The sequence below is a fragment of the Gluconacetobacter liquefaciens genome (assembly GCF_003350405.1).
Taxonomy (GTDB): domain Bacteria; phylum Pseudomonadota; class Alphaproteobacteria; order Acetobacterales; family Acetobacteraceae; genus Gluconacetobacter; species Gluconacetobacter liquefaciens.
On record NZ_QQAW01000010.1, the window covers coordinates 1 to 18,250 of the forward strand.

At 64.2% G+C, this 18,250-nt stretch carries 14 protein-coding genes and 1 pseudogene; 7 read left to right on the forward strand and 8 right to left on the reverse strand.

What is annotated here, in order from left to right; translation table 11 throughout:
• From C7453_RS15020 to C7453_RS15040, 5 genes and pseudogenes are all read right to left on the reverse strand, one after another.
• A pseudogene (locus C7453_RS15020) lies at positions 1 to 198 on the reverse strand (IS3 family transposase); the annotation flags it as partial.
• A complete protein-coding gene (locus C7453_RS19820; protein ID WP_114728650.1) occupies positions 188 to 343 on the reverse strand; it encodes a helix-turn-helix transcriptional regulator in 156 nt (51 codons plus the stop codon). The gene C7453_RS19820 and the pseudogene C7453_RS15020, both read right to left, overlap by 11 nt.
• A gap of 193 nt (positions 344 to 536) precedes the next feature.
• The gene (locus C7453_RS15030) at positions 537 to 2,096 is read right to left on the reverse strand and encodes an APC family permease (RefSeq protein ID WP_114728458.1); all 1,560 of its coding nucleotides are present in this window, start codon (positions 2,094 to 2,096) and stop codon (positions 537 to 539) included.
• A 45-nt stretch (positions 2,097 to 2,141) separates the two neighbouring features.
• Entirely contained in the window at positions 2,142 to 3,707 is a 1,566-nt protein-coding gene (locus tag C7453_RS15035) for an aldehyde dehydrogenase (NADP(+)) (protein ID WP_114728460.1), read from the reverse strand.
• Complete coding sequence (locus C7453_RS15040; protein ID WP_114728462.1) at positions 3,704 to 4,948, reverse strand: NAD(P)/FAD-dependent oxidoreductase; 1,245 nt, start codon at positions 4,946 to 4,948, stop codon at positions 3,704 to 3,706. Before C7453_RS15040 ends, C7453_RS15035 begins: the two co-directional genes overlap by 4 nt.
• A 305-nt stretch (positions 4,949 to 5,253) precedes the next feature.
• Here C7453_RS15040 and C7453_RS18990 point away from each other — a divergent pair, with 305 nt between their 5' ends.
• Both C7453_RS18990 and C7453_RS19190 read left to right on the forward strand, forming a co-directional pair.
• Complete coding sequence (locus tag C7453_RS18990) at positions 5,254 to 6,048, forward strand: aspartate/glutamate racemase family protein (protein ID WP_170143244.1); 795 nt, start codon at positions 5,254 to 5,256, stop codon at positions 6,046 to 6,048.
• Positions 6,017 to 7,390, forward strand: coding sequence for a purine-cytosine permease family protein (locus C7453_RS19190; protein WP_211311081.1), 1,374 nt, complete (start codon positions 6,017 to 6,019; stop codon positions 7,388 to 7,390). The genes C7453_RS18990 and C7453_RS19190 overlap by 32 nt, the downstream gene beginning before the upstream one ends.
• On the opposite strand, the gene C7453_RS15055 is transcribed toward C7453_RS19190, so the two are convergent.
• Together C7453_RS15055 and C7453_RS15060 are read right to left on the reverse strand one after the other, a co-directional pair.
• Positions 7,339 to 9,651 carry a TonB-dependent receptor gene (locus tag C7453_RS15055; RefSeq protein WP_114728464.1) on the reverse strand — a complete coding sequence of 771 codons (2,313 nt, stop codon included), beginning with the start codon at positions 9,649 to 9,651 and terminating at the stop codon, positions 7,339 to 7,341. The genes C7453_RS19190 and C7453_RS15055 overlap by 52 nt on opposite strands.
• Positions 9,652 to 9,690: 39 nt before the next feature.
• Positions 9,691 to 10,488, reverse strand: coding sequence for an AraC family transcriptional regulator (locus tag C7453_RS15060; protein WP_114728466.1), 798 nt, complete (start codon positions 10,486 to 10,488; stop codon positions 9,691 to 9,693).
• Positions 10,489 to 10,756: 268 nt separating this feature from the next.
• Here C7453_RS15060 and C7453_RS15065 point away from each other — a divergent pair, with 268 nt between their 5' ends.
• Both C7453_RS15065 and C7453_RS15070 read left to right on the forward strand, forming a co-directional pair.
• On the forward strand, positions 10,757 to 12,712 hold the full coding sequence (locus C7453_RS15065; protein WP_114728468.1) for a S9 family peptidase: 1,956 nt from the start codon (positions 10,757 to 10,759) through the stop codon (positions 12,710 to 12,712).
• A 21-nt stretch (positions 12,713 to 12,733) separates the two neighbouring features.
• Positions 12,734 to 14,209, forward strand: a complete 1,476-nt coding sequence (locus C7453_RS15070; protein ID WP_114728470.1) for an APC family permease — start codon at positions 12,734 to 12,736, stop codon at positions 14,207 to 14,209.
• Here the strand turns inward: C7453_RS15070 and C7453_RS18995 are convergent.
• Positions 14,157 to 14,804 carry an FMN-binding negative transcriptional regulator gene (locus C7453_RS18995; protein ID WP_170143245.1) on the reverse strand — a complete coding sequence of 216 codons (648 nt, stop codon included), beginning with the start codon at positions 14,802 to 14,804 and terminating at the stop codon, positions 14,157 to 14,159. The two genes, C7453_RS15070 and C7453_RS18995, sit on opposite strands and share 53 nt — an antisense overlap.
• A gap of 171 nt (positions 14,805 to 14,975) precedes the next feature.
• On the opposite strand from C7453_RS18995, the gene C7453_RS15080 reads away from it, so the two are divergent.
• The 3 genes from C7453_RS15080 (at position 14,976) to C7453_RS15090 (ending at position 18,216) form a co-directional block, all read left to right on the forward strand.
• A complete protein-coding gene (locus C7453_RS15080; protein ID WP_114728472.1) occupies positions 14,976 to 15,947 on the forward strand; it encodes an alpha/beta hydrolase in 972 nt (323 codons plus the stop codon).
• Positions 15,948 to 16,239: 292 nt separating this feature from the next.
• Positions 16,240 to 17,631 carry an FAD-binding oxidoreductase gene (locus C7453_RS15085; protein ID WP_114728474.1) on the forward strand — a complete coding sequence of 464 codons (1,392 nt, stop codon included), beginning with the start codon at positions 16,240 to 16,242 and terminating at the stop codon, positions 17,629 to 17,631.
• A gap of 123 nt (positions 17,632 to 17,754) precedes the next feature.
• Complete coding sequence (locus tag C7453_RS15090) at positions 17,755 to 18,216, forward strand: transposase (RefSeq protein ID WP_371858488.1); 462 nt, start codon at positions 17,755 to 17,757, stop codon at positions 18,214 to 18,216.
• Positions 18,217 to 18,250 lie beyond the last annotated feature (34 nt).

Here is an 18,250-nt window from a genome sequence, read left to right on the forward strand (position 1 = left end):
GCGTGTGCCCATCGCCCGTTTCCGGCCGCCACGCTTGCGGACCGACAGCCCCTCTTCGCGATAGAGCCGGAACAGCTTCTTGTGGTTCATCGCCATTCCTTCCCGGCCGAGCAGGATATGCAGTCGCCGGTAGCCAAATCGCCGTCGCTCCTGAGCCAGTTCGCGCAGCCGCCCGCGCGCTGTGGCATCATCCGGGCGCCGGCGATGCTGCCGCGTATTCAGGCCAGAAAGCGGCATGCCGCCTGATGCCGCGTTCCTCCTGCGCGATGAAGCCCAGGGAGAAACCGGCCGCTCCGGCGGCGTCTTTCAGGGTCAGGCCACGCTCCTGGCGGACGGCACGCAGCCTTTATCCTATTGGAGCAACGCCATCCGCCTGCGCTAGTCGAGAGGTGCGTTAACCCTGTTGAGACATCGCAGATCGCAGCATACACAGTTCGTTCCGTGATGCGATTGAAATGTTCCTTCAAAGTGTCAATCAGAATTTTAGTATGGGTAAAATTTTGTTCGTGAGGAGGTTCGGGTAATGAGCCTCTCTCTCATGGCGTGCTGCCGGCATGGTGTGTTGCTGGCGGAAGGTGGCAGCGGCCGGCCCACTCATGGATCACGACGGCAAACAGGATGGTTGCCAGGTCGGCCGAAGCAGTGGAAAGGTGATGCTGCCCTCCGAACGGGCCGGCGCGGGAGAGAACCATCAGGCCCGTGAAATAGACGAAGATCCAGCCGGCATGGCGCAGGTCGTGACGCAGGGTAACGCGCCCGTCGCGTCTGAAGCGCAAGGCAAGCATGATCGTTGAGAGCCCGAGCAGCATGGGCAGCAGCCATCGCAGGGTCGGCCAGCCTGTCCAGAGTAAGACCAATGTTGCGATGGCGAATGCGAGCGGAGAAAGCAGGGTAAAGCCTATGACGCGGAACGGACGCTCCATGTCTGGGCGGTTGCGTCGCAGTGCGACGGCGCAGATCGGTGCGAAGGCGTAACTGAGCATGAGAGCGGAGGATACGACGGAAATAAGTGCCTGCCAGGATGGAAAGGGCAATGTCCAAAACAGCGCCAGCCCGAAGGTAAGGAGCAGGGCGCCGTTCGGCACACCGGTACGGGGATGTACCCGGGCGAAGGCGGAAAAGAACGTGCCGTTCCGGGCCCATGCATAGATGACGCGGGGCGTCGCCGACATATAGATGTTTCCTGTGCCCGCGGGGGACAGCATGGCGTCCGCGACCACGAAGGTTGCCAGCGTGCCGAGACCCAGCGCCATCGCGATGTTGTGGAATGGCAGGGGTAGCCGGGTGCCGATGTCTGTCCAGCCGCCGGCTAGGAAGGCCATCGGCAGGGCACCGATGAAAGCAGCCTGCAGCAAGACGTAAACGATGCTGGAGAGCCCGACGGATGCGATCAGGGCGATGGGAATGGTACGCTGTGGATGGCGCACTTCGCTGGCAACGGACAGGATCGGTGTTAGACCGAGATAGGCGAAGATGATGCCGCCGGTGGCGACGGCGCTCTGCACGCCCGCTGCCCCCTGCGGAGCGAAACCGTGTGCGGTGAAATTGCTGCCGTGCAGATGGGCCAGCAACACCACGACGACCATGGCAGGTACGCAGAATTTGAAGATCGTCATGAGGGTGTTGACGCGGGCGAAGGTCGCGATGCCGCGCCAGTTGATCCAGAACAGGGCAGCGAGCAGGGTCGCCTGCGCGCACCAGCCGGCGATCGTTGGATCGCCCGCCGCGTCGCGCGTCAGGCCGCCAATCCAGGCGCCGGCATATTGGCGCGCGGCGACGATTTCGATCGCGATCAGACTGGAGAACGCGATGGTGGTGATGAGGCCCATCAGGAATCCGGCGATCACACCGTGAGACTGTTCGGGATAGCGTACCACCCCGCCCGTGAGCGGCAGCGCCGCGCCGAGTTCACAGTAGATCAGGCCGATCAGGAGCACCGCGACGCCGCCTATGACCCAGGAGATCAGGCTGGCAGGCCCTGCGATGTCCGCAACATGGGCGGCTGCGAACAGCCAGCCGGACCCGAAGATCGCGCCGAATCCGATCATGGTCAGATCGAGCAATCCCAGATCGCGTTTGAAACCGTCAGGGGGCATGCATGCCAAATTCTGTCTGCTCGCTGTTGTGGGGGGCTGTGTGGATCAGTCCGTGCCGTCGATCATACGGTGGAGCGCCAGGGGATTGCCGTCCCGCAGGGCTGCCGGCAGCAGGGCGTCGGGCAGGTCCTGATAGCAGACCGGACGTAGGAAACGCTCGATGGCGCCTGTGCCGACCGAAGTCGTGCGGCCATCGCTGGTGGCGGGGAAGGGGCCGCCATGAACCATGGCCGGGCAGACCTCGACGCCGGTTGGCCAGCCATTCGCCAGGATGCGGCCCGCCTTGCGTTCCAGCACCGGCATGAGCGCCAGGGCCTGATCGGTGTCGGTCGCGTCCATCTGGAGGCTGACGGTCAACTGGCCTTCCAGCCGACGCGCGACGGTGTGGAGCGTCTCGAAATCGGGGCAGGAAACGATCAGGGCGCAGGAGCCGAAAATCTCGTGTGACAATACCGGATCATGCAGGAAGGCGTCTGCGTCCGCAGTGAACAGGGTGGCGTGGCAGGCTCGTGGTCCTGACTCGGGGCCGGTTGCCAGCAAATGGACGCCAGGACGTGCCGCCAGCGCGGCGACCCCGGCCTTGTAGGTTGCGTGGATGGACGATGTCAGCATCGTCTGGGGTGTTACGGTGGCCAAGGCCCGTGCCGCGGCGGCCTTGAAGCGGTCCAGGCTTTCTCCCGCGATCGCCAGGACCAGGCCCGGTGAGGTGCAGAACTGGCCGGCGCCCATGCTCAGGGAACTGATGAAAGCGCTGGCCAATGCATCGGCGCGCGTGGCGAGAGCGGCAGGCAGCAGGAAGACCGGATTGATGCTGCTCATCTCCGCGAAGACGGGAATCGGAACCGGGCGTGCCGCCGCGATGGCGGACAGGGCGAGGCCGCCCGCGCGCGAACCGGTAAAGCCCACGGCCGCGATGGCACCGTCGCTGACCAGTGCAGCGCCGATGGCGTGGGCGGGGCCGCCGAGCAGCGAGAACACGCCATCTGGCAGGCCGCATCGTTCCACCGCCCGCAGGATCGCCCGGCCCGCGAGTTCGCTGGTTCCCGGATGGGCCGGGTGGGCCCTGGCGACGACGGGGCAGCCGGCGGCAAGGGCGGATGCCGTATCGCCGCCGGCCACGGAGAAGGCGAGCGGAAAGTTGCTGGCGCCGAAAACCGCCACCGGTCCTATGCCGATGCGGATCTGGCGCAGGTCGGCGCGCGGTATCGGCGTGCGTTCGGGCTGTGCCGGGTCGATACGGGCGTCGACGCAGCGTCCGGCGCGCAGAAGCCGGGCGAACAGGCGCAACTGGCCGGTGGTGCGCGCCCGTTCGCCCAGCAGGCGCGCCATCGGCAGGCCGCTTTCCCGATGGGCGCGCTCGGGCAACGTGTCGCCCAGGGCGTCCAGTTCTTCCGCGATGGTGTCCAGGAACCGGGCGCGCTCCGCGGGGGATGTCGCGCGGTAGGTGTCATAGGCCGCGTCGGCCAGCATACAGGCCTCGCCGACGTCCTCGGCCGTCGCGCATGAGAAGGCGGTGGGCAATGTCTGGCCCGTGGTGGCGTCCACCGCATGGAAGGTCTCGGCGCGCGCGCGCGGGCGTGAACCGACAAGAAGCTCGCCTGTCAGGGTCATGATGTTCCCCTCATTCTGGGATGAAACCGATCTGGAGACAGGGCAGGCGGAATCGGCGTGCCCTCCAGCATGTGGGCCGCCATTTGCTCAGCGGTGGTGGCTGCCAAGGTCAGGCCCAGATGATTGTGCCCGCATGCCACGAAAAGGCGCGGCTGACCGGCCGGTCTGCCCAGCATCGGAAGATAGTCGGGCAAGGTCGGACGCGACCCGTGCCAGCGTGCGATCTCGGAGGCGATCGGCAGGCCCAGCGCATGGACATGTCGTTCGAGTGCTGCCCATTTGCGCGGGTCTGGCGGTGCGTCGTGGTGCGTGAATTCGACGAAAGACGTTGCGCGGAGCCGTTTGCCGAAGCGGGTTACCACCAGGGCGCGGTCTTCGAACACCATGTTCGGCAGGTCATAGGCGTCGCCGTGATCCCATTCGATATGATAGCCGCGTTCGGCAATCATGGGGAGCCGAAGACCGGGAAGCAGGCGCCTCGAGGTGACGCCGCCTGCGACCAGTACGGCGTCGGCCCGCAGGACGCGATCCGTGTTGCTGACGGTGATGCCGTCGGCGTTTGCGTGCAGGACTGTCGCTTCGTCGGAAATCCATGTCCCGCCCGCATTGATAAAGGCCTCGGCAAGTCGTTCCAGCAATTCAGTGGGTGAGACGACATGGGCCGTGCCGCCATAATGTACGCCCGCCGCGACCAGCGCGTGCAGGCGGCTATTGATCTGGGCGCATTCGCTCTCGGTCAACGGCCTGGTGGTCGCGGTGCCGCAATCGGCCTGGCAGGCCGCGTGGGCGCGCAACGCGGCGCCGCTGCCTTCCCAGAGCTTCGTCGTGCCGTCGCGCTGGAGCAGCGTGGGGCCGGGCAGCGAGTGATCGAGTCGTTCCCATGCTGGAAGGGACTCTGCCTGAAGGGCGCGGAGCGCCTGGCGCCCGCGCGTTACCTGGTCCGGCAGGCAGGCGCGCAGGAAACGGAACGACCAGGGAAGCCAGGCTGCGGGATGGTGCCAATCGACCGCCACCGGACCCCGGGGGAACCGGAGGCGCGGAAGGGACAGCAGGGTCGAAACTTGGGGCAGGGGCTCGACCTGTTCCGCCGCGATATGGCCGGCATTGCCGAAGGACGCCGGCACGGCATCAGGTTTGGCGATGATCGTGACGGCGACGCCACGGCGTTGCAGGGCCAGGGCACAACTGCGGGCGATGACACCGCCACCGACGACGGCAACCGATTTCAGGCCATGGGTCATGTCGTCTCCGCCGGTCGTTCAATGCCCGAATGCCGGCGATGTGGAATATGGCAACCGTCCATGCTTTCTCATTTTCACACAAAAACGAATTACGTATACGATAGACGTAGTGCGCTTTTCCTGACAAGGTATGACGCGATGCGTCAAGGGGGAGAGGCGATGAAAATGCTTCGGCATCCGCGAGCGGGCTGTGCGACGCGATCGGTGCGGGGGCGCCGCAATGGTCGCGCGGACAGCGTGGTGCGCGGATATCGCCTTTCGTGCGTGTGGCGATCATGTCGTAACGGGACTTGCGGGGATGCATCATGATCAAAGTGTTGTGGATCAACCCCGTTTCCGATTCCGGGCAGAATGCGGGCATTGCACGGGAACTGGCGGCCATCCGCCAGCCCGGGACGGAAATTCACGTCTGCTCGCTGGATCTTGGCGATCTCGTTCTCTCAAGTATAGGGCGGCGCGCGCCACAGAGTGCCGTCTGGTTTCCGATCGTGTCGTCTGTCTATCATGCGCAGGCCGAAGGAATTGATGCGATCGCCATCGGCTGTTTTTACGATACCGCTCTTGATGAGGCGCGTGAGGTCTCGGGTTCGGCGATCGTCTGCGCGCCATGCCACAGCGCCCTGGAAATCGCGACCAGGCTCTGTCATCGCGTGTCCATCATTATTGCCGATGGATCCTATCGCGTGCAGATGGAGGAGACGATCCGGAAGTATGGCTTGTCCCATCGTATCGCCTCGTTTCGTGCCATCGACGCAACGGTCGAGAGTCTGCAGCAAGACGGTGTCGCGACTTATGAGCGCCTGCGTCGCGTGATCGGTGCGGCCATCGTCGAGGATGGTGCCGAAGGAATTGTCCTGGGATGCACGAGTGCGTTCGGCTATGCGGTCCGCCTGCGCGAGGAATTCGGCATTCCGGTCGTCGATTGCCAGCAAGCCGCGTTCAAATGTGCCGAATTCATGGGGCGGGCCCGTGAGGCGCTGCACTGGCTTCCAAGCCGGAAGGGAAGCTGTCAGGCGCCGACGAAGGATTTTCTCGAGCAGTCGGGTCTCTTCGGGAAACCGTCTCCTCTTGCGGGACGAATCGTTGTCCCGGCGGTCTAGGGCATTTCCACCGAACGCAAGTTCGGTGGAAATGCCCTGGTTTATTGTTTCTACACGCATCTTCACCTGTTCGAACGCAAACGTTCAAACAGAATCTGTTCCAGGTCGCCAGCGGAACCAGGATGGGCCCATGGATATCTCCCACGACGAATATGTGCAGACACCTGTTCCATATGAACGGCGCGGCAATGGCTGGAGCGTGTTTCTCATCATCCTCGGCACGCAATGCGGCCTGCCGGGGATTATTCTTTCCGGAGAGATCTTCAGGTCCATGGGGATCGGCATGGGGTGCCTGGCCATTGTCGCGGGTACGCTGCTGACGGGGGTGTTGTCCAGCGGCACGTCCTATCTGGGGGCGAAGAGTGGATTGAGTTTCGCGGTCATAACCGAATCCGTTTTTGGACGTCGGGCCTCAATGCTGGTGAAATTGGCAATCGGCCTGGCGCTGGTAGGGTGGTTCGCATCGACATGCGGTCTGCTTGGGCAGAGTGCCTCGGCCATCCTGCGGGCCCATTATGGCCTCGATATCAGCCCGCTGGCGATTTCGGCTCCGATCAGCGTCCTGATTGTCGCATCGGTGCTGTTCGGGGCGGAGGGACTGGAGCGGATCGGCACCATCGCGGCTCCTGCCGTCGGGCTTGCGATCACGGGTGTGATGTGGATGGTCTGGCGAGGGGGAGTCCCGCATCACGCCGAGGCGGCGGCTTCGGCGGGCATCTGGCATGGGTCGTCAGAATTCGGTCGCTTCGTATCGGCCGTTGTCGGGTCGTACGTCGTTGGCATTCTCATTCAGCCCGATTACAGCCGTTATGTCCGCAGGCCGATCGATGCGATGGCCGGCACGTTCGGCGCGCTTTCGATCGCCTGGCCGCTGGTCATGATCGGTGGCGGAGTTCCGGCCGCGATCAGCGGCCATGCCACGCTGATCGAGGCGCTGCCTGACGCGGGCCTGACGCTTCTTGCCGTTCTGATCTCGGTGCTCTGTGCATGGGTCGATGCGGCGGCCTGCCTCTATTCAGGCAGTCTTGCGCTGGCGAATCTTGGAGGATGTGTTGCAGCCTTGCGGGGCGGGGATTGTGGTGCCGGCCGCCGATGCGGTGGCGCTGGCCGACGCCATGCAGGCGATGCTGACCCCCGGTGTCCGCGACGGGATGGCGGAAGCTGCGTTGAAGGTGGTGCGGGAGACGCTGAGTGCGCCCGCGCAGTCCGCGCGGCTGGAGGCGCGGCTACTGTCTCTGCTGTAGATGTTCCGAAAAGTCACGCTTGCATAGTGACTTTTCGGAATGAATTTTATAGATGCCAGTTGAGTGTCATACCGATCAGGCGTGGTGGCATGAGGTAGATCTGATCGAGCGATGGGGCGCCGTTGAGATAGCCCATAGTCACGCCCCGCGACTGGTTGAGGTTGTTGACGTAGAGGCTGATGGACGAGTTGCCAATGGCGCTGTGGAAACTGCCGGTGACCCGGACATCGACCGTATTATAATTGCCGATCCTGAAGCTGTTGCCCATCAGGCCAGGCGCGCTGCCCTGGTAATGGTGCACTACCGAAAACTGCGGATGTAGCGGCAGGCTCTCGCTCTGGTAGGTCAGGACCTCGCTGAATTGCCATTTCGGACTGGAGGCCAGTTGTGATCCCTTGGCTATGATGTTGCCAAGGCCACCATTGATGTTCTGTGTCGTATGAGCGTCGGTATAGGTTGCGTTTGCATTGAGGCTGAGGCCGGGGAGGGGGGTGGCCCATGTACCGGAAAATTCGAAGCCTCGACTGACGGCATTGCCGACATTTGTCCCATACGTAATGCCGTCGGGCCGTGCCAGGCGGGCCTGCATGTTGCTCCAGTCAATCCAGTATAAGGTCGGTTCCAGGACGAGGTGGCTATTGAGCAGGGTCAGGCGGGTGCCGACTTCGTAATTGATCAGGCTGTCGGATTTCGTGCCCTCGGGCGTGGGGTATTTCGGATTGACTGGATTGGTGTTGGGCGCGCCGAACCGATAGCCCTCGGAGAGTTGGAAATAGGCCATGATCTGGCGGTTTGGCTCGTATTTGAAGGAGAATTTCGGCAGGGCGCTGGTCTGCGAGACGAAACCGGCGCCGCGATGATACAGCGTACCATAATCCAGATACGCGCCATAGCCGCCGAGCTGGCTGGAGGAGTTCTGCGCCATGTTGAACACGCGCGCGCCGCCGGTGACGGTAAAATCCTTCAGGAAACGGTAGGACATTTCGCCGAAGATGGATTTTTCCGTCCCGTCGTATTTGGCCATGTCCGGGTTTTCCCAGTCGTCGCCGTTTCTGACCATCTGCTGGGCAAGCGCCGCCCCGTAGATTCCGGTCAGGGCGGTTTCGATGCCCGGTGTCAGGACGGGGGCGCTGATGCGCTTCCATGTGTCGTAATAGGCAGCGCCGATCAGCCAGGTGAAGGGTTTGTGCTGATGCGATGTGAGCCTGACTTCGTAATACATCGCCTTGCTGTCGCCCTCCTGCGGGGCGTAGGTCGGGCTGTTGAGGCCCGGTACGACCGAGCCGAAGAAGGGGGTGTCGTCCCAGTAGCTGCTCTGCCCCTTGCGCAGGAATGCGCCCATGGCCGACAGCGTGGCGAACGGCAGCTCTTGGTCCAGCCGGAGTTCGTGCATCTGGGTCTGGGTATAGACGCGCTCGGTCGTCAGTCGCTGCTTGACGTAATTGCCCAGCGCCTGCGGTTCCGAATAGGGATCGTCCGATACCTGGACGCTCTGGCCCAGATAGGTATAGGCGAGCTTTGTGCCTTCGAATGGCGTGAAGACAACGCTGACCCGAGCATTGCGCGTATAGGTGGTATTGGTGTTGCGGCCGACGCCCAGGTTGGTGATGTACCCCGGGTCCTGCCGGTAGTCGAGCACGCCGCGAATGGCGAGTTTACCCTTGATGATGGGAATGTTGATCATGCCCTTCTCGCCATATCCGACTTCGTGGCCGGGCATGCCGTCGATCGTAGATTGCGCGGCGGCATCCAGTTTTGAACTGTCGGCCTGGTTGGGAATGTAGTCGATGGCGCCGCCGAGTGTCGCGGAACCGAACAGGGTGCTCTGCGGGCCGCGCAGCGCCTCGACGCGGGCGACGTCGAACGTATCGATATTGGGAATGTTGATGGCGAACCCTGGCTCGGTCAGGGGAATGTCGTTCAGAAAATAGCCTGTCGTGCCCTGGCCCTGATCAAGACCTGCCGTGGTGGAGATGCCGCGGAAGGTGATGGTGGAGATGCCCGGAACCGTGGGCGTGAAGGTCGCGCCGGGGATCAGCTTGATATAATCCTCGTAGGACTGGGCGCCGAGTTGTTCGAGCTTTTTGCCGCTCAGCACCGTCACCGAATCCGCGACGTCGTGCGTCGTGGTACGCCGGCGCGTGGCGGAGACGGTGATGGCCTCGCCCGGTATTTCCTTTTCCTCGGCGGCCGGCTGCGGTGCCTGGGGTGGAGCAGCCTTGGCGGGCACGGGGCGGTGCGCGACCTTCGTCGTCGCCGGGTCGCTCGATTGGGCGGCGGCGGCATGGGTGAGGGCCAGCATGGCCGCGCCTGAGGCGAGAAGACCCCGCCTCAGGGAGAGGAAGGTACGTGTTTTCATGGATTCTTTCCCGTCAGGGACGCGATTGCGGATGGGGGCTCATGGCGCGGCGCGGGTGCCCGCGTAGGCACTCGGCGCTACGCCGAAGATCTTGCGGAAGACGGCACTGAAGGCGCTGGGGCTGTCGTAGCCCACTCCGTAGGCGGCCTCGGTAACGGAGGCGCCCTGTTCGAGCAGCGCGATCGCCTCGACCATGCGCGCCTGCTGCCGCCAAGCCGCGAGGCTGGTGCCGGTCTGTTCGCGGAACTGGCGGGTGAAGGTGCGGCGGCCCATGGCAGCCTCGCGCGCCCAATGGTCGAGATCGTGCATTTCCGTGGCGTCGGACAGGATCGCTTTGCAGATCCGTGCCAGGCGGGGGTCCTTGGGCATCGTGACCTGTAGCTTGAGCTCCGGCATACGGTCCAGTTCGTCCAGCAGCAGCGCCGTCAGCCGTCCTTCTCGGCTTTCGGGCGCGTAAGGGTGAGTGAAATACAGGATCTCGCCCACCAGGGCACGGACGAGCGGCGTGGTGTCGAAGACGCGGCAGTTCGCCCCCCACTGCCGGAGCGCATTGTCGATATAGAGCGTGTGGAAATGCACCGTTCCGCGCGTCGTGACCTGATGATGCGTCGAGGCCGGAATCCACATGGCGCGAAAGGGCGGCAGAATGAAGCTGTTGTGTGCCGTCATCACCGTCATCATGCCCGACAGCGTCAGGACGAGCTGGCATTGTTCGTGGGCATGCAGCGGGTCCATGAAGCCCGAAGGGTAGCGGTCCTCCAGCCCGACGACCGGCTGCGCGCCAAGCGGCAGATCGGCGCTGCGCTTGAAAGGCACGATTCGAGCCTCCTTCGTCATCGCGATTTGCTCCCGTTACATTCCATATGAGAAACGTAATGGAAGACGGTCGCCGCTGTCTTCTTCGCGAGGGCCAACAGCAATCTTGAAAGGGCCATGCGCGGCGATCGCGCCGTCGCATTCAAGCCGCAAATCCGTTCCCACGGGCCAAAATTCGGGCGGCTGGCGCATCAAGATACTGGGGCGGAATGATTTTCTCGGAGTGGGGGGCTTGGCGGCCGGGGAGGGTGCATGGACATTGGGCCGGCGTAATGGAACATTTTCCATCATGTTCAGTATTTTTTCGCCCCCTCGCCGTCTTTCCCTGTTCTGTTGCCTCGTTCTGCCTCTGGCCTTCATCCCGTCGGCACAGGCCGCCCCGGTGGCCGAGGAGGTGACGCCCGAGTCCGTCAGCCACTTGCTGCGCCCCGAGAACGTGTCGCTTTCGGCGGATGGGCAGCATTTCGTCCTGGATGTTGCCGGCTTCTCCAAGGCCGGGGCGCCGCCGGTTTCGCGCATCGTCATGGGCGACGTGCAGGCGCCGGGCCGGGTCGTGCCATTGCGTTGCGCGGCCGACGGCGATCACGATCCGGCCTGGTCGCCTGATGGCGGGGTTCTAGCTTTTGTGGGTAAGCATGGAGCCGCTGTTGCCGGCCTGTGGATCTGCCGGCCGGGAGAGACACGTGCCCGGCGGGTGGCCACGCCGCCGGGCGGGGTGGTCGCCTTTCGCTGGGCCCCTGATGGCCATGCGCTGCTCGCGATCGTGACCGATGCGGCGAAACCGCCGCCCTCTGGTGCGTCGGTCACTGGAGCCGCGTCCGGCGGGGCGGTGTTCATCGTGTCGCTCGACGGCACGGCGCCCCGGCCCGTGAAGGTTGGACAGGGAGTGGTCTTCGATGCCGACTGGTCGCCCGACGGGCGGCGCCTTGTTGTGCGGAGCGGCGACGATGCGGGGCTGGACGCGCTTTGGTACCGATCGCGGCTGTCGATCGTCGATCTGGACGGCAGGGTTGTGGCGACGCTGCCCGTTCATGCCACGGCGGTTCATCCGTCCTTCTCGCCCGATGGGCGGCATCTGGCCTATGGCGCGTTTGACGAGGACGGCATCACCGGTGCGGCAGGGCGCTATGACCTGGATGACGGGTCGCTCCATCCGCTGGGCGGCCGCTGGGACGGCTCGATCCGCGCCATGCACTGGGATGCCGACGGCATGAGCCTGACCGGCCTGGGACTGGATGGACCGTCGCCGCGCATGATCAGGATTTCCGCTGCGGATGGCGCTGTCACGCCGGGTGCCCCATTGGGCGGCGAGCCGTACGGATTTTCGGCCGCGGCCGATGGGACGGTGGCCGTGATCGCCAGTGCGCCCGATGACCCGGACAATGTCTGGCTGGTCCAGGGAGAGCGCAAGACACGTCTGACCGACTTCAATCCGCAGGTGCGCCGCTGGTCGCTGGGGGCGCAGAAGATCGTCCACTGGCGCAGCAGCCGCGACGGGACGGTTCTGGACGGTATTCTGGTTCTACCGCCGGGCCGCCAGACGGATCTGCCGCTGGTGGTGCAGATTCATGGCGGCCCGTACGATGCATGGGCAGATGGCTGGCTTGCCTCGTGGCACGACTGGGCGCGGCTTCTGGCTGCACACGGCATTGCGACCCTGATGCCGAATCCACGGGGCTCGGACGGCCGGGGCCGCGCGTTTGCCGACGCGACGCGCCACGGCTGGGGCGACCTGGACGGGCAGGACGTGCTGGATGGTGTCGACGCGCTGGAGCAGGCGCATGTCGCCGATCCGAAGCGGCTTGCCATCGCAGGGTGGAGTTATGGCGGGTTCATGTCGGCGTGGCTGGCTGGTCATGGCGATAGGTTCCGTACCGCCATCGACGGGGCGGGGCCGGTCGAACTGGCAGGGATGGCGTTGACCACTGATGTCGCGACCGGTTTTCTGCCGCCCTATTTCGGCGATCCGGTCCGTGATCGGGCGGCGTATGAGGCGCGTTCGCCGCTGTCGTTCGTCGATGCGATCCATATTCCCGTCCTGCTGCTGCACGGTGCGGCCGATGCGCGGGTGCCGCCCGACCAGAGTTTGATGTTCTATAATGCGCTGAAGACCCGTGGGGCGACGGTGACGCGCGTGACCTACGCGGGGGCGCCGCACTGGTTCGGCGGTTCCGTTTCCGCAGCGACGGAAATCGATGTGCAGCAACGCGTGCTGTCCTGGCTCCAGCATTCTCTTCTGCATTGACGGCCGTGAAAGGGATCCCCGATGACTGTTCCTGCTGAGACGGGTCCTGCTGGTCTTCGGCGCCACCTTGGCACCGTCGACCTGCTGCTGCTGGGAGTGGGATGCGTGGTGGGGGCGGGCATCTATATCCTGCCCGGTGTCGCCGCGGCCGAATATGCCGGGCCGGCGATCTCGGTCTCGTTTCTGCTCGCTGGGCTGTGTTGCAGCCTGACGGGGTTCTGCTACGCGGAACTGTCGTCCGCCATGCCTGATGTCGGGGCGGCCTATCTCTATACCAACCGGGCCTTCGGCGCGCGGGCCGCGCTGGGTGTGGCCTGGATGCTCATGCTGGAGTACTGGCTGGCCGGGGCAACGGTCGCGACCGGGTTCGCCGCCTATCTGGAAAGCCTGCTGGGCAATGTCGGACTATCGGTTCCGTGGGCCCTGCGCACCGCGACCCTATCGCCGCCGAGTGAGGCCGGCGGGACGGGCGTGTCGCTGAACACGGTTGCGCTGCTGGCGATCCTGCTGCTTGCCTTTGCCCTGACGCGCGGCATTGCCGCGACCGCGCGGGTCAATACCCTGCTGGTCACTGTCAAGATCGGCGTGCTGCTGATCTTTCTTGGCATCGGGGCTTTGCATGTGAATCCGGCATTGTGGCACCCGTTTCTGCCTCCTACCGAAAGCGGGTTCCGTTACGGCCCGGGGGGCGTGCTGCGGGCCACCAGCATCGTCATCTTCGCCTATCTGGGCTTTGACGCCGTTGCCAATGCGGCGGCGGAAACGCGCCGGCCGAGGCGCAGTGTACCCGTGGGGCTGATCGGCACGTTGCTGGTCAGCACGCTGCTCTATGTCGCTGTGTCGCTGGTTATTACCGGGCTGGTGCCCTTTCGCGCACTCGACGTGCCGGACCCGGTGGCGCGTGCGATGGCGGCGATCGGGTATCCGCAGGTCGCGATCATCCTCAAGATCGGCGCGTTGACGGGGCTGGCGTCGGTCATTCTGGTCAATGCGTATGGTCATTCGCGGATCTGCATGTCGATGGCGAAGGCTGGCATCCTGCCTGGATGGATGGCGCGCCTGGATCGCCGCACGGGGGTTCCGCGACTGGGGATCATGGCGACGGCGCTGGCGGCGGGACTGGCGGCGGCGCTGTTTCCCATCGGCATGTTGGCCGATGTCGTCAGCGTCGGTACGATGTGCGCATTCGCGAGCGTGGCCCTGAGCACGATGCGGTTGCGCGTGACCGCCCCGGAGATGACGCGCCATTTCCGTGTGCCGCTGGACGGTCCGGTCCGGTTCGGGTTGTGGTGTGGCCCGATACCGGTGGCGGCGCTGGTCGTCTGCGTCGTCATGATCGCCACGGTTGTCAGCGATCTGATCCTGCAGGCACGCCACGGGCATGCCGTGGCTCTGACGTTCCTTGTCCTTTACGTGCTGGCCGGTGTCGGGCTGACCGAAGCCCTCATGCGTCGGACAGGCCAAGCGTGTGATCGGCGGATGCCAGACCGTCCATAGCGCGCGCGACGCGGCGTTGCTGCAATGAGCCCCGCGCCAGCCGGGCCATGACGCGTAGCCGGTCGTCGTTGCTGTTCTGCTGCCCCAAGCGCAATTGGCCGACCAGGTGGGCGACCGGGATTTCGAACCCGACGATGGCGGGCAGCAGGCGGTCGATATAGGCATCGACATCGTCCGGGCGCCAGGTGGTGTGCGGCCCGGTGGCCAGGTCGCTCGATTTCGCCACGATGTCGCGCACCCCGTCACGCGAGCGGATCATGACCGGCCGGCCGCGGGCCTCGACCGCGACATACAGCCAGGTTGGCACGCGCGGGGCGGTGCCGTACCAGTCCGGGGACACGCCGCTGTCTGGACCGACGAAGGAGACGATCGTCTCCGTTCCATTGTCCAGCGCGGAGACGTGGGGATTGCGGATGTCGAGATGGCCGATCAGCGTCCCGAGACGGCCGCGCGTGCGGTCCAGCAGGATCGGCAGGTGGCTGACCTGGATCGTCCCGTTGTCGTCGACTGAAATGACCGACCCGAGCCTGATGCCCTCGATCAGCGGCCAGAGGTGCTGCGGATCGTCGACATGGTAGGGGGGTGGTGCGAACATTGCGCGAAATCCTCTCGAACAATCAGGAACCACATCATACAGACCGTTGTGGCGCGTTGAATGCGCGGTCGCGTCACTTGGCCCGTGCCAGCCGAACTTTGTCCTGTCTCGTAGAGCCTGAAATGCGTGCGATGGTAGGATTTCAGACATGATCTCGATGATTGCCCTGCCATGACGCGCGCCGCGCTCGACCCTGAAATCGCGGCTTTTCTCGATCGTATCGAACGTATCCGTTCGGATCTGCCGCCGTCTGATCATCCGACGATGCAGCAGGTGCGCCAGCAGGCCGAATATGTTCGATCCCGTCTGCGGAGCGCACCGCCGCATCCGACGATCCGGGTGGAGGAATATGTGCTGCCCGGGATTTCGCCCGCTTTGCGTATTCGCGTCTATATACCGCCGGGGCCGGCCGGCGGCATGCTGGCTTATCTGCATGGTGGCGGCTGGGCGCTGTTCAGCCTCGATACCCATGATGCGCTCATGCGCGAATATGCGTGGCGTTCGGGTGGGATCGTCGTCGGTCTTGATTACGCCCTGGCGCCGGAACATGTCTTTCCCGTTGCCCTGGAGCAGATCGTCGAGGCGTTGAAGATGCTTCGTGGATCGGAGATTTTTCCCGAGCAGGCGGGGCTTCCGCTCTGTGTCGGTGGTGATTCGGCGGGCGGCAATCTTGCGCTCTGCGCCGCTCTGTCCCTGCGCGACCAGGGAGAGACGGGGTGTGTCAGCGGGTTGCTGCTGACCTATGGCGTCTTCGATTCGGTGTTCGGTCGGTCGTCATTCGATCTCTATGACGGCAGCGACTACATGCTCACGAAGCAGGAGATGGAGACATTCTGGGCGGTGTACTGCCCGGACGAGGCCATGCGGACGTCGCCGCAGGTCGCGCCCTTGCGGGCCGCGTTGCAGGGGCTGCCGTCGGTTTCCATGACCATTGCGACGCATGACGTGCTTGTGGATGAAAACATGCTCATGGTGGAGCAACTGAGGCAGGCCGGCGTGGATGTGGTCTGGACTGTCTATCCGGGTACGACGCATTCCTTTATCGAGGCGTTCGACATGGCGGAGGTGGCGCAGCGCGCCGTTCTCGACCAGTCCCGGTGGCTCCGCCTTATCTGGAGCGGGCGTACGGACGGCCTTGCCTGAGAGGCTGACCGTCCAATGCGCGCTGGTGGCGATCCAACCTGCGTTTCCTATGCTTCGGTGCTTTCGGCCATCAAGGCCGATCCGTGCGGGTGCCCGGAAACACACGACGGCCGCGGCCCGTTCTGGGCCGTTCTCGCGCATCAGTCCACATTTTCGGTCAGGCTCTGAACGGTTCTGTCCGAGGCGTATTGCATCAACGACAACGAAGGATAATGGTTGGCGCGCGAATGCCATGCGACCATCCGGCTGAAGGCCGGCGGCCGGGGGGCTAGCAAGGAGAATCAGGACCGCTATGACCATCGATCTGATTACGGCGTTGCGTGCGCGGCTGGGGGAAGACCGGGTTTCGACCGCGGAGGCGGTGCGTGAGCAGCATAGTCATGGCGAGGGCCATCATGCCCCGAGCCTGCCGGGGGCGGTGGTGTTTGCGCAGAGCACCGATGACGTGGCGCAGACGCTCGCGCTGTGCAGCGCCCATGGCGTGCCGCTGACGGCGTTCGGGGCCGGGACGTCGCTGGAGGGGCACGTCAATCCGCCGGAAGGCGGGATCAGCCTCGATCTGTCGCGGATGACGGACCTGCTGTCGGTCCATCCGCAGGATATGGATTGCCGGGTGCAGGCGGGGATCACGCGGCAGGCGCTGAACCAGATCCTGCGCGATACCGGGTTGTTCTTCCCCGTCGATCCGGGTGGGGAGGCCACGATTGGCGGCATGTGCGCCACGCGCGCTTCCGGCACGGCGGCGGTGCGCTACGGCACGATCCGCGAGAATGTGCTGGGACTGACCGTGGTGCTGGCCGATGGGCGGGTGATGCGGACCGGCGGGCGGGTGCGGAAATCCTCGACCGGGTACGACCTGACGCATCTGCTGATCGGCTCGGAAGGCACGCTGGGGGTGATTACGGAAATCCATTTGCGGCTGCACCCGATTCCCGAAACCATTGCCGCCGCCGTGGTGCAGTTCGAGACGCTTGCCGATGCGGTGGCGACGGCCATCGACATCCTGCAGTTCGGCGTGCCGATCGGGCGGGTCGAACTGCTGGATGATGTGCAGATGGATGCCAGCATCCGCTATTCCAGCCTGACGGGATTGCGGACGCTGCCGACGCTGTTTCTGGAGTTCGTCGGTGGCCCGGATTCGGTACGCGAGCAGATTGCCGCGGTGGAGGCCATCGTGGCGGATCGCGGGGGGCTGGGTTTCGACTGGCATACCGATCCGGACCAGCGCGCCGCGCTCTGGCGGGCGCGGCATCATGCCTACTGGGCCTGCCTGGCCTATCGGCCTGGTTATCGCGCCATGACGACCGATGCGATCGTCCCGATCTCGGCGCTGACGGAACTGGTGACCGGGGTGAAGGCGGATATCGCGGAATCCGGCCTGACCGCGCCGATTGTGGGCCATGTCGGGGACGGCAATTTCCATACGATCATCCTTGCGCCACCGACGCCGGAAGGGCTGGAGCAGGCCTGGGCGCTGGATCGGAAGATCGTCCGGCGGGCATTGGCGCTCGGCGGGTCGTGCAGTGGCGAGCATGGGGTGGGATTGGGCAAGCGCGCGTTCATGGCGGACGAGCATGATCCGGTGGCGCTGGACGTGATGCGGGCGCTGAAGCGCACGCTTGATCCGAACGATATTTTGAATCCGGGGAAGATGTTGCCGGGGAATGTCCGTTCAGACAGGTGAAGACGCTCGTGGGAAAAATAAATTAGAGGATGTTATGTAATTTTTGCGTGATTGGTTCGGTAGTGACGGGTGGTGCGAGTTCTGAAACTGTATTCCGCTGACGTATTGGATGAAGAGTAGCTGTTGGTTGTCCTCTATCTTGTTCTGATGTGTGAAGACACGGAACAGAGGCGCCATAATTTACGCGAACTGTTCAACGGTCTGCGCTACGTGATCCGCTACGGGATTGCCTGGCGCACCATGCCAAAGGATCTGCCGCCCTGGTCGGCGGTCTGTCAGCAGTCTCGTCGTTGGATGGAGGCAGGTTGTTTCGAGATGCTGGCATCCGACCAGCGGATTGTGCTGCGCAAGGCCGGATCCAGGGGGCCATCCTCGGTTGCCGAACCTTGCGTTCGACACCGGAGAGCGCAGCGCGCGCCGGCTATGATGGGGCCAAACGCAAAAAGGGGGTCGAAGCGGCATATGGCCGTGGACATGTTTGGCCATCTGATGGCACTGCGCGTCACGCCAGCCAACCGGGATGATCGCGCCGAAGTCGGAGGTCTCGCCGTCGCCATTGATGAGGTGACGGACGAAACTATCTAAGAGTCTGACCGAAAATGCGGTCTGGTGAGCGAGA

What these genes read in the sequence shown, in the direction of transcription:
- C7453_RS15030 (WP_114728458.1), bottom strand. Translation starts at nt 2,096, where the DNA reads ATGCCCCCTGACGGTTTCAAACGCGATCTGGGATTGCTCGATCTGACC.
- C7453_RS15035 (WP_114728460.1), bottom strand. Translation starts at nt 3,707, where the DNA reads ATGACCCTGACAGGCGAGCTTCTTGTCGGTTCACGCCCGCGCGCGCGC.
- C7453_RS15040 (WP_114728462.1), bottom strand. Translation starts at nt 4,948, where the DNA reads ATGACCCATGGCCTGAAATCGGTTGCCGTCGTCGGTGGCGGTGTCATC.
- C7453_RS18990 (WP_170143244.1), top strand. Translation starts at nt 5,254, where the DNA reads ATGATCAAAGTGTTGTGGATCAACCCCGTTTCCGATTCCGGGCAGAAT.
- C7453_RS15055 (WP_114728464.1), bottom strand. Translation starts at nt 9,651, where the DNA reads ATGAAAACACGTACCTTCCTCTCCCTGAGGCGGGGTCTTCTCGCCTCA.
- C7453_RS15060 (WP_114728466.1), bottom strand. Translation starts at nt 10,488, where the DNA reads ATGACGAAGGAGGCTCGAATCGTGCCTTTCAAGCGCAGCGCCGATCTG.
- C7453_RS15065 (WP_114728468.1), top strand. Translation starts at nt 10,757, where the DNA reads ATGTTCAGTATTTTTTCGCCCCCTCGCCGTCTTTCCCTGTTCTGTTGC.
- C7453_RS15070 (WP_114728470.1), top strand. Translation starts at nt 12,734, where the DNA reads ATGACTGTTCCTGCTGAGACGGGTCCTGCTGGTCTTCGGCGCCACCTT.
- C7453_RS18995 (WP_170143245.1), bottom strand. Translation starts at nt 14,804, where the DNA reads ATGTTCGCACCACCCCCCTACCATGTCGACGATCCGCAGCACCTCTGG.
- C7453_RS15080 (WP_114728472.1), top strand. Translation starts at nt 14,976, where the DNA reads ATGACGCGCGCCGCGCTCGACCCTGAAATCGCGGCTTTTCTCGATCGT.
- C7453_RS15085 (WP_114728474.1), top strand. Translation starts at nt 16,240, where the DNA reads ATGACCATCGATCTGATTACGGCGTTGCGTGCGCGGCTGGGGGAAGAC.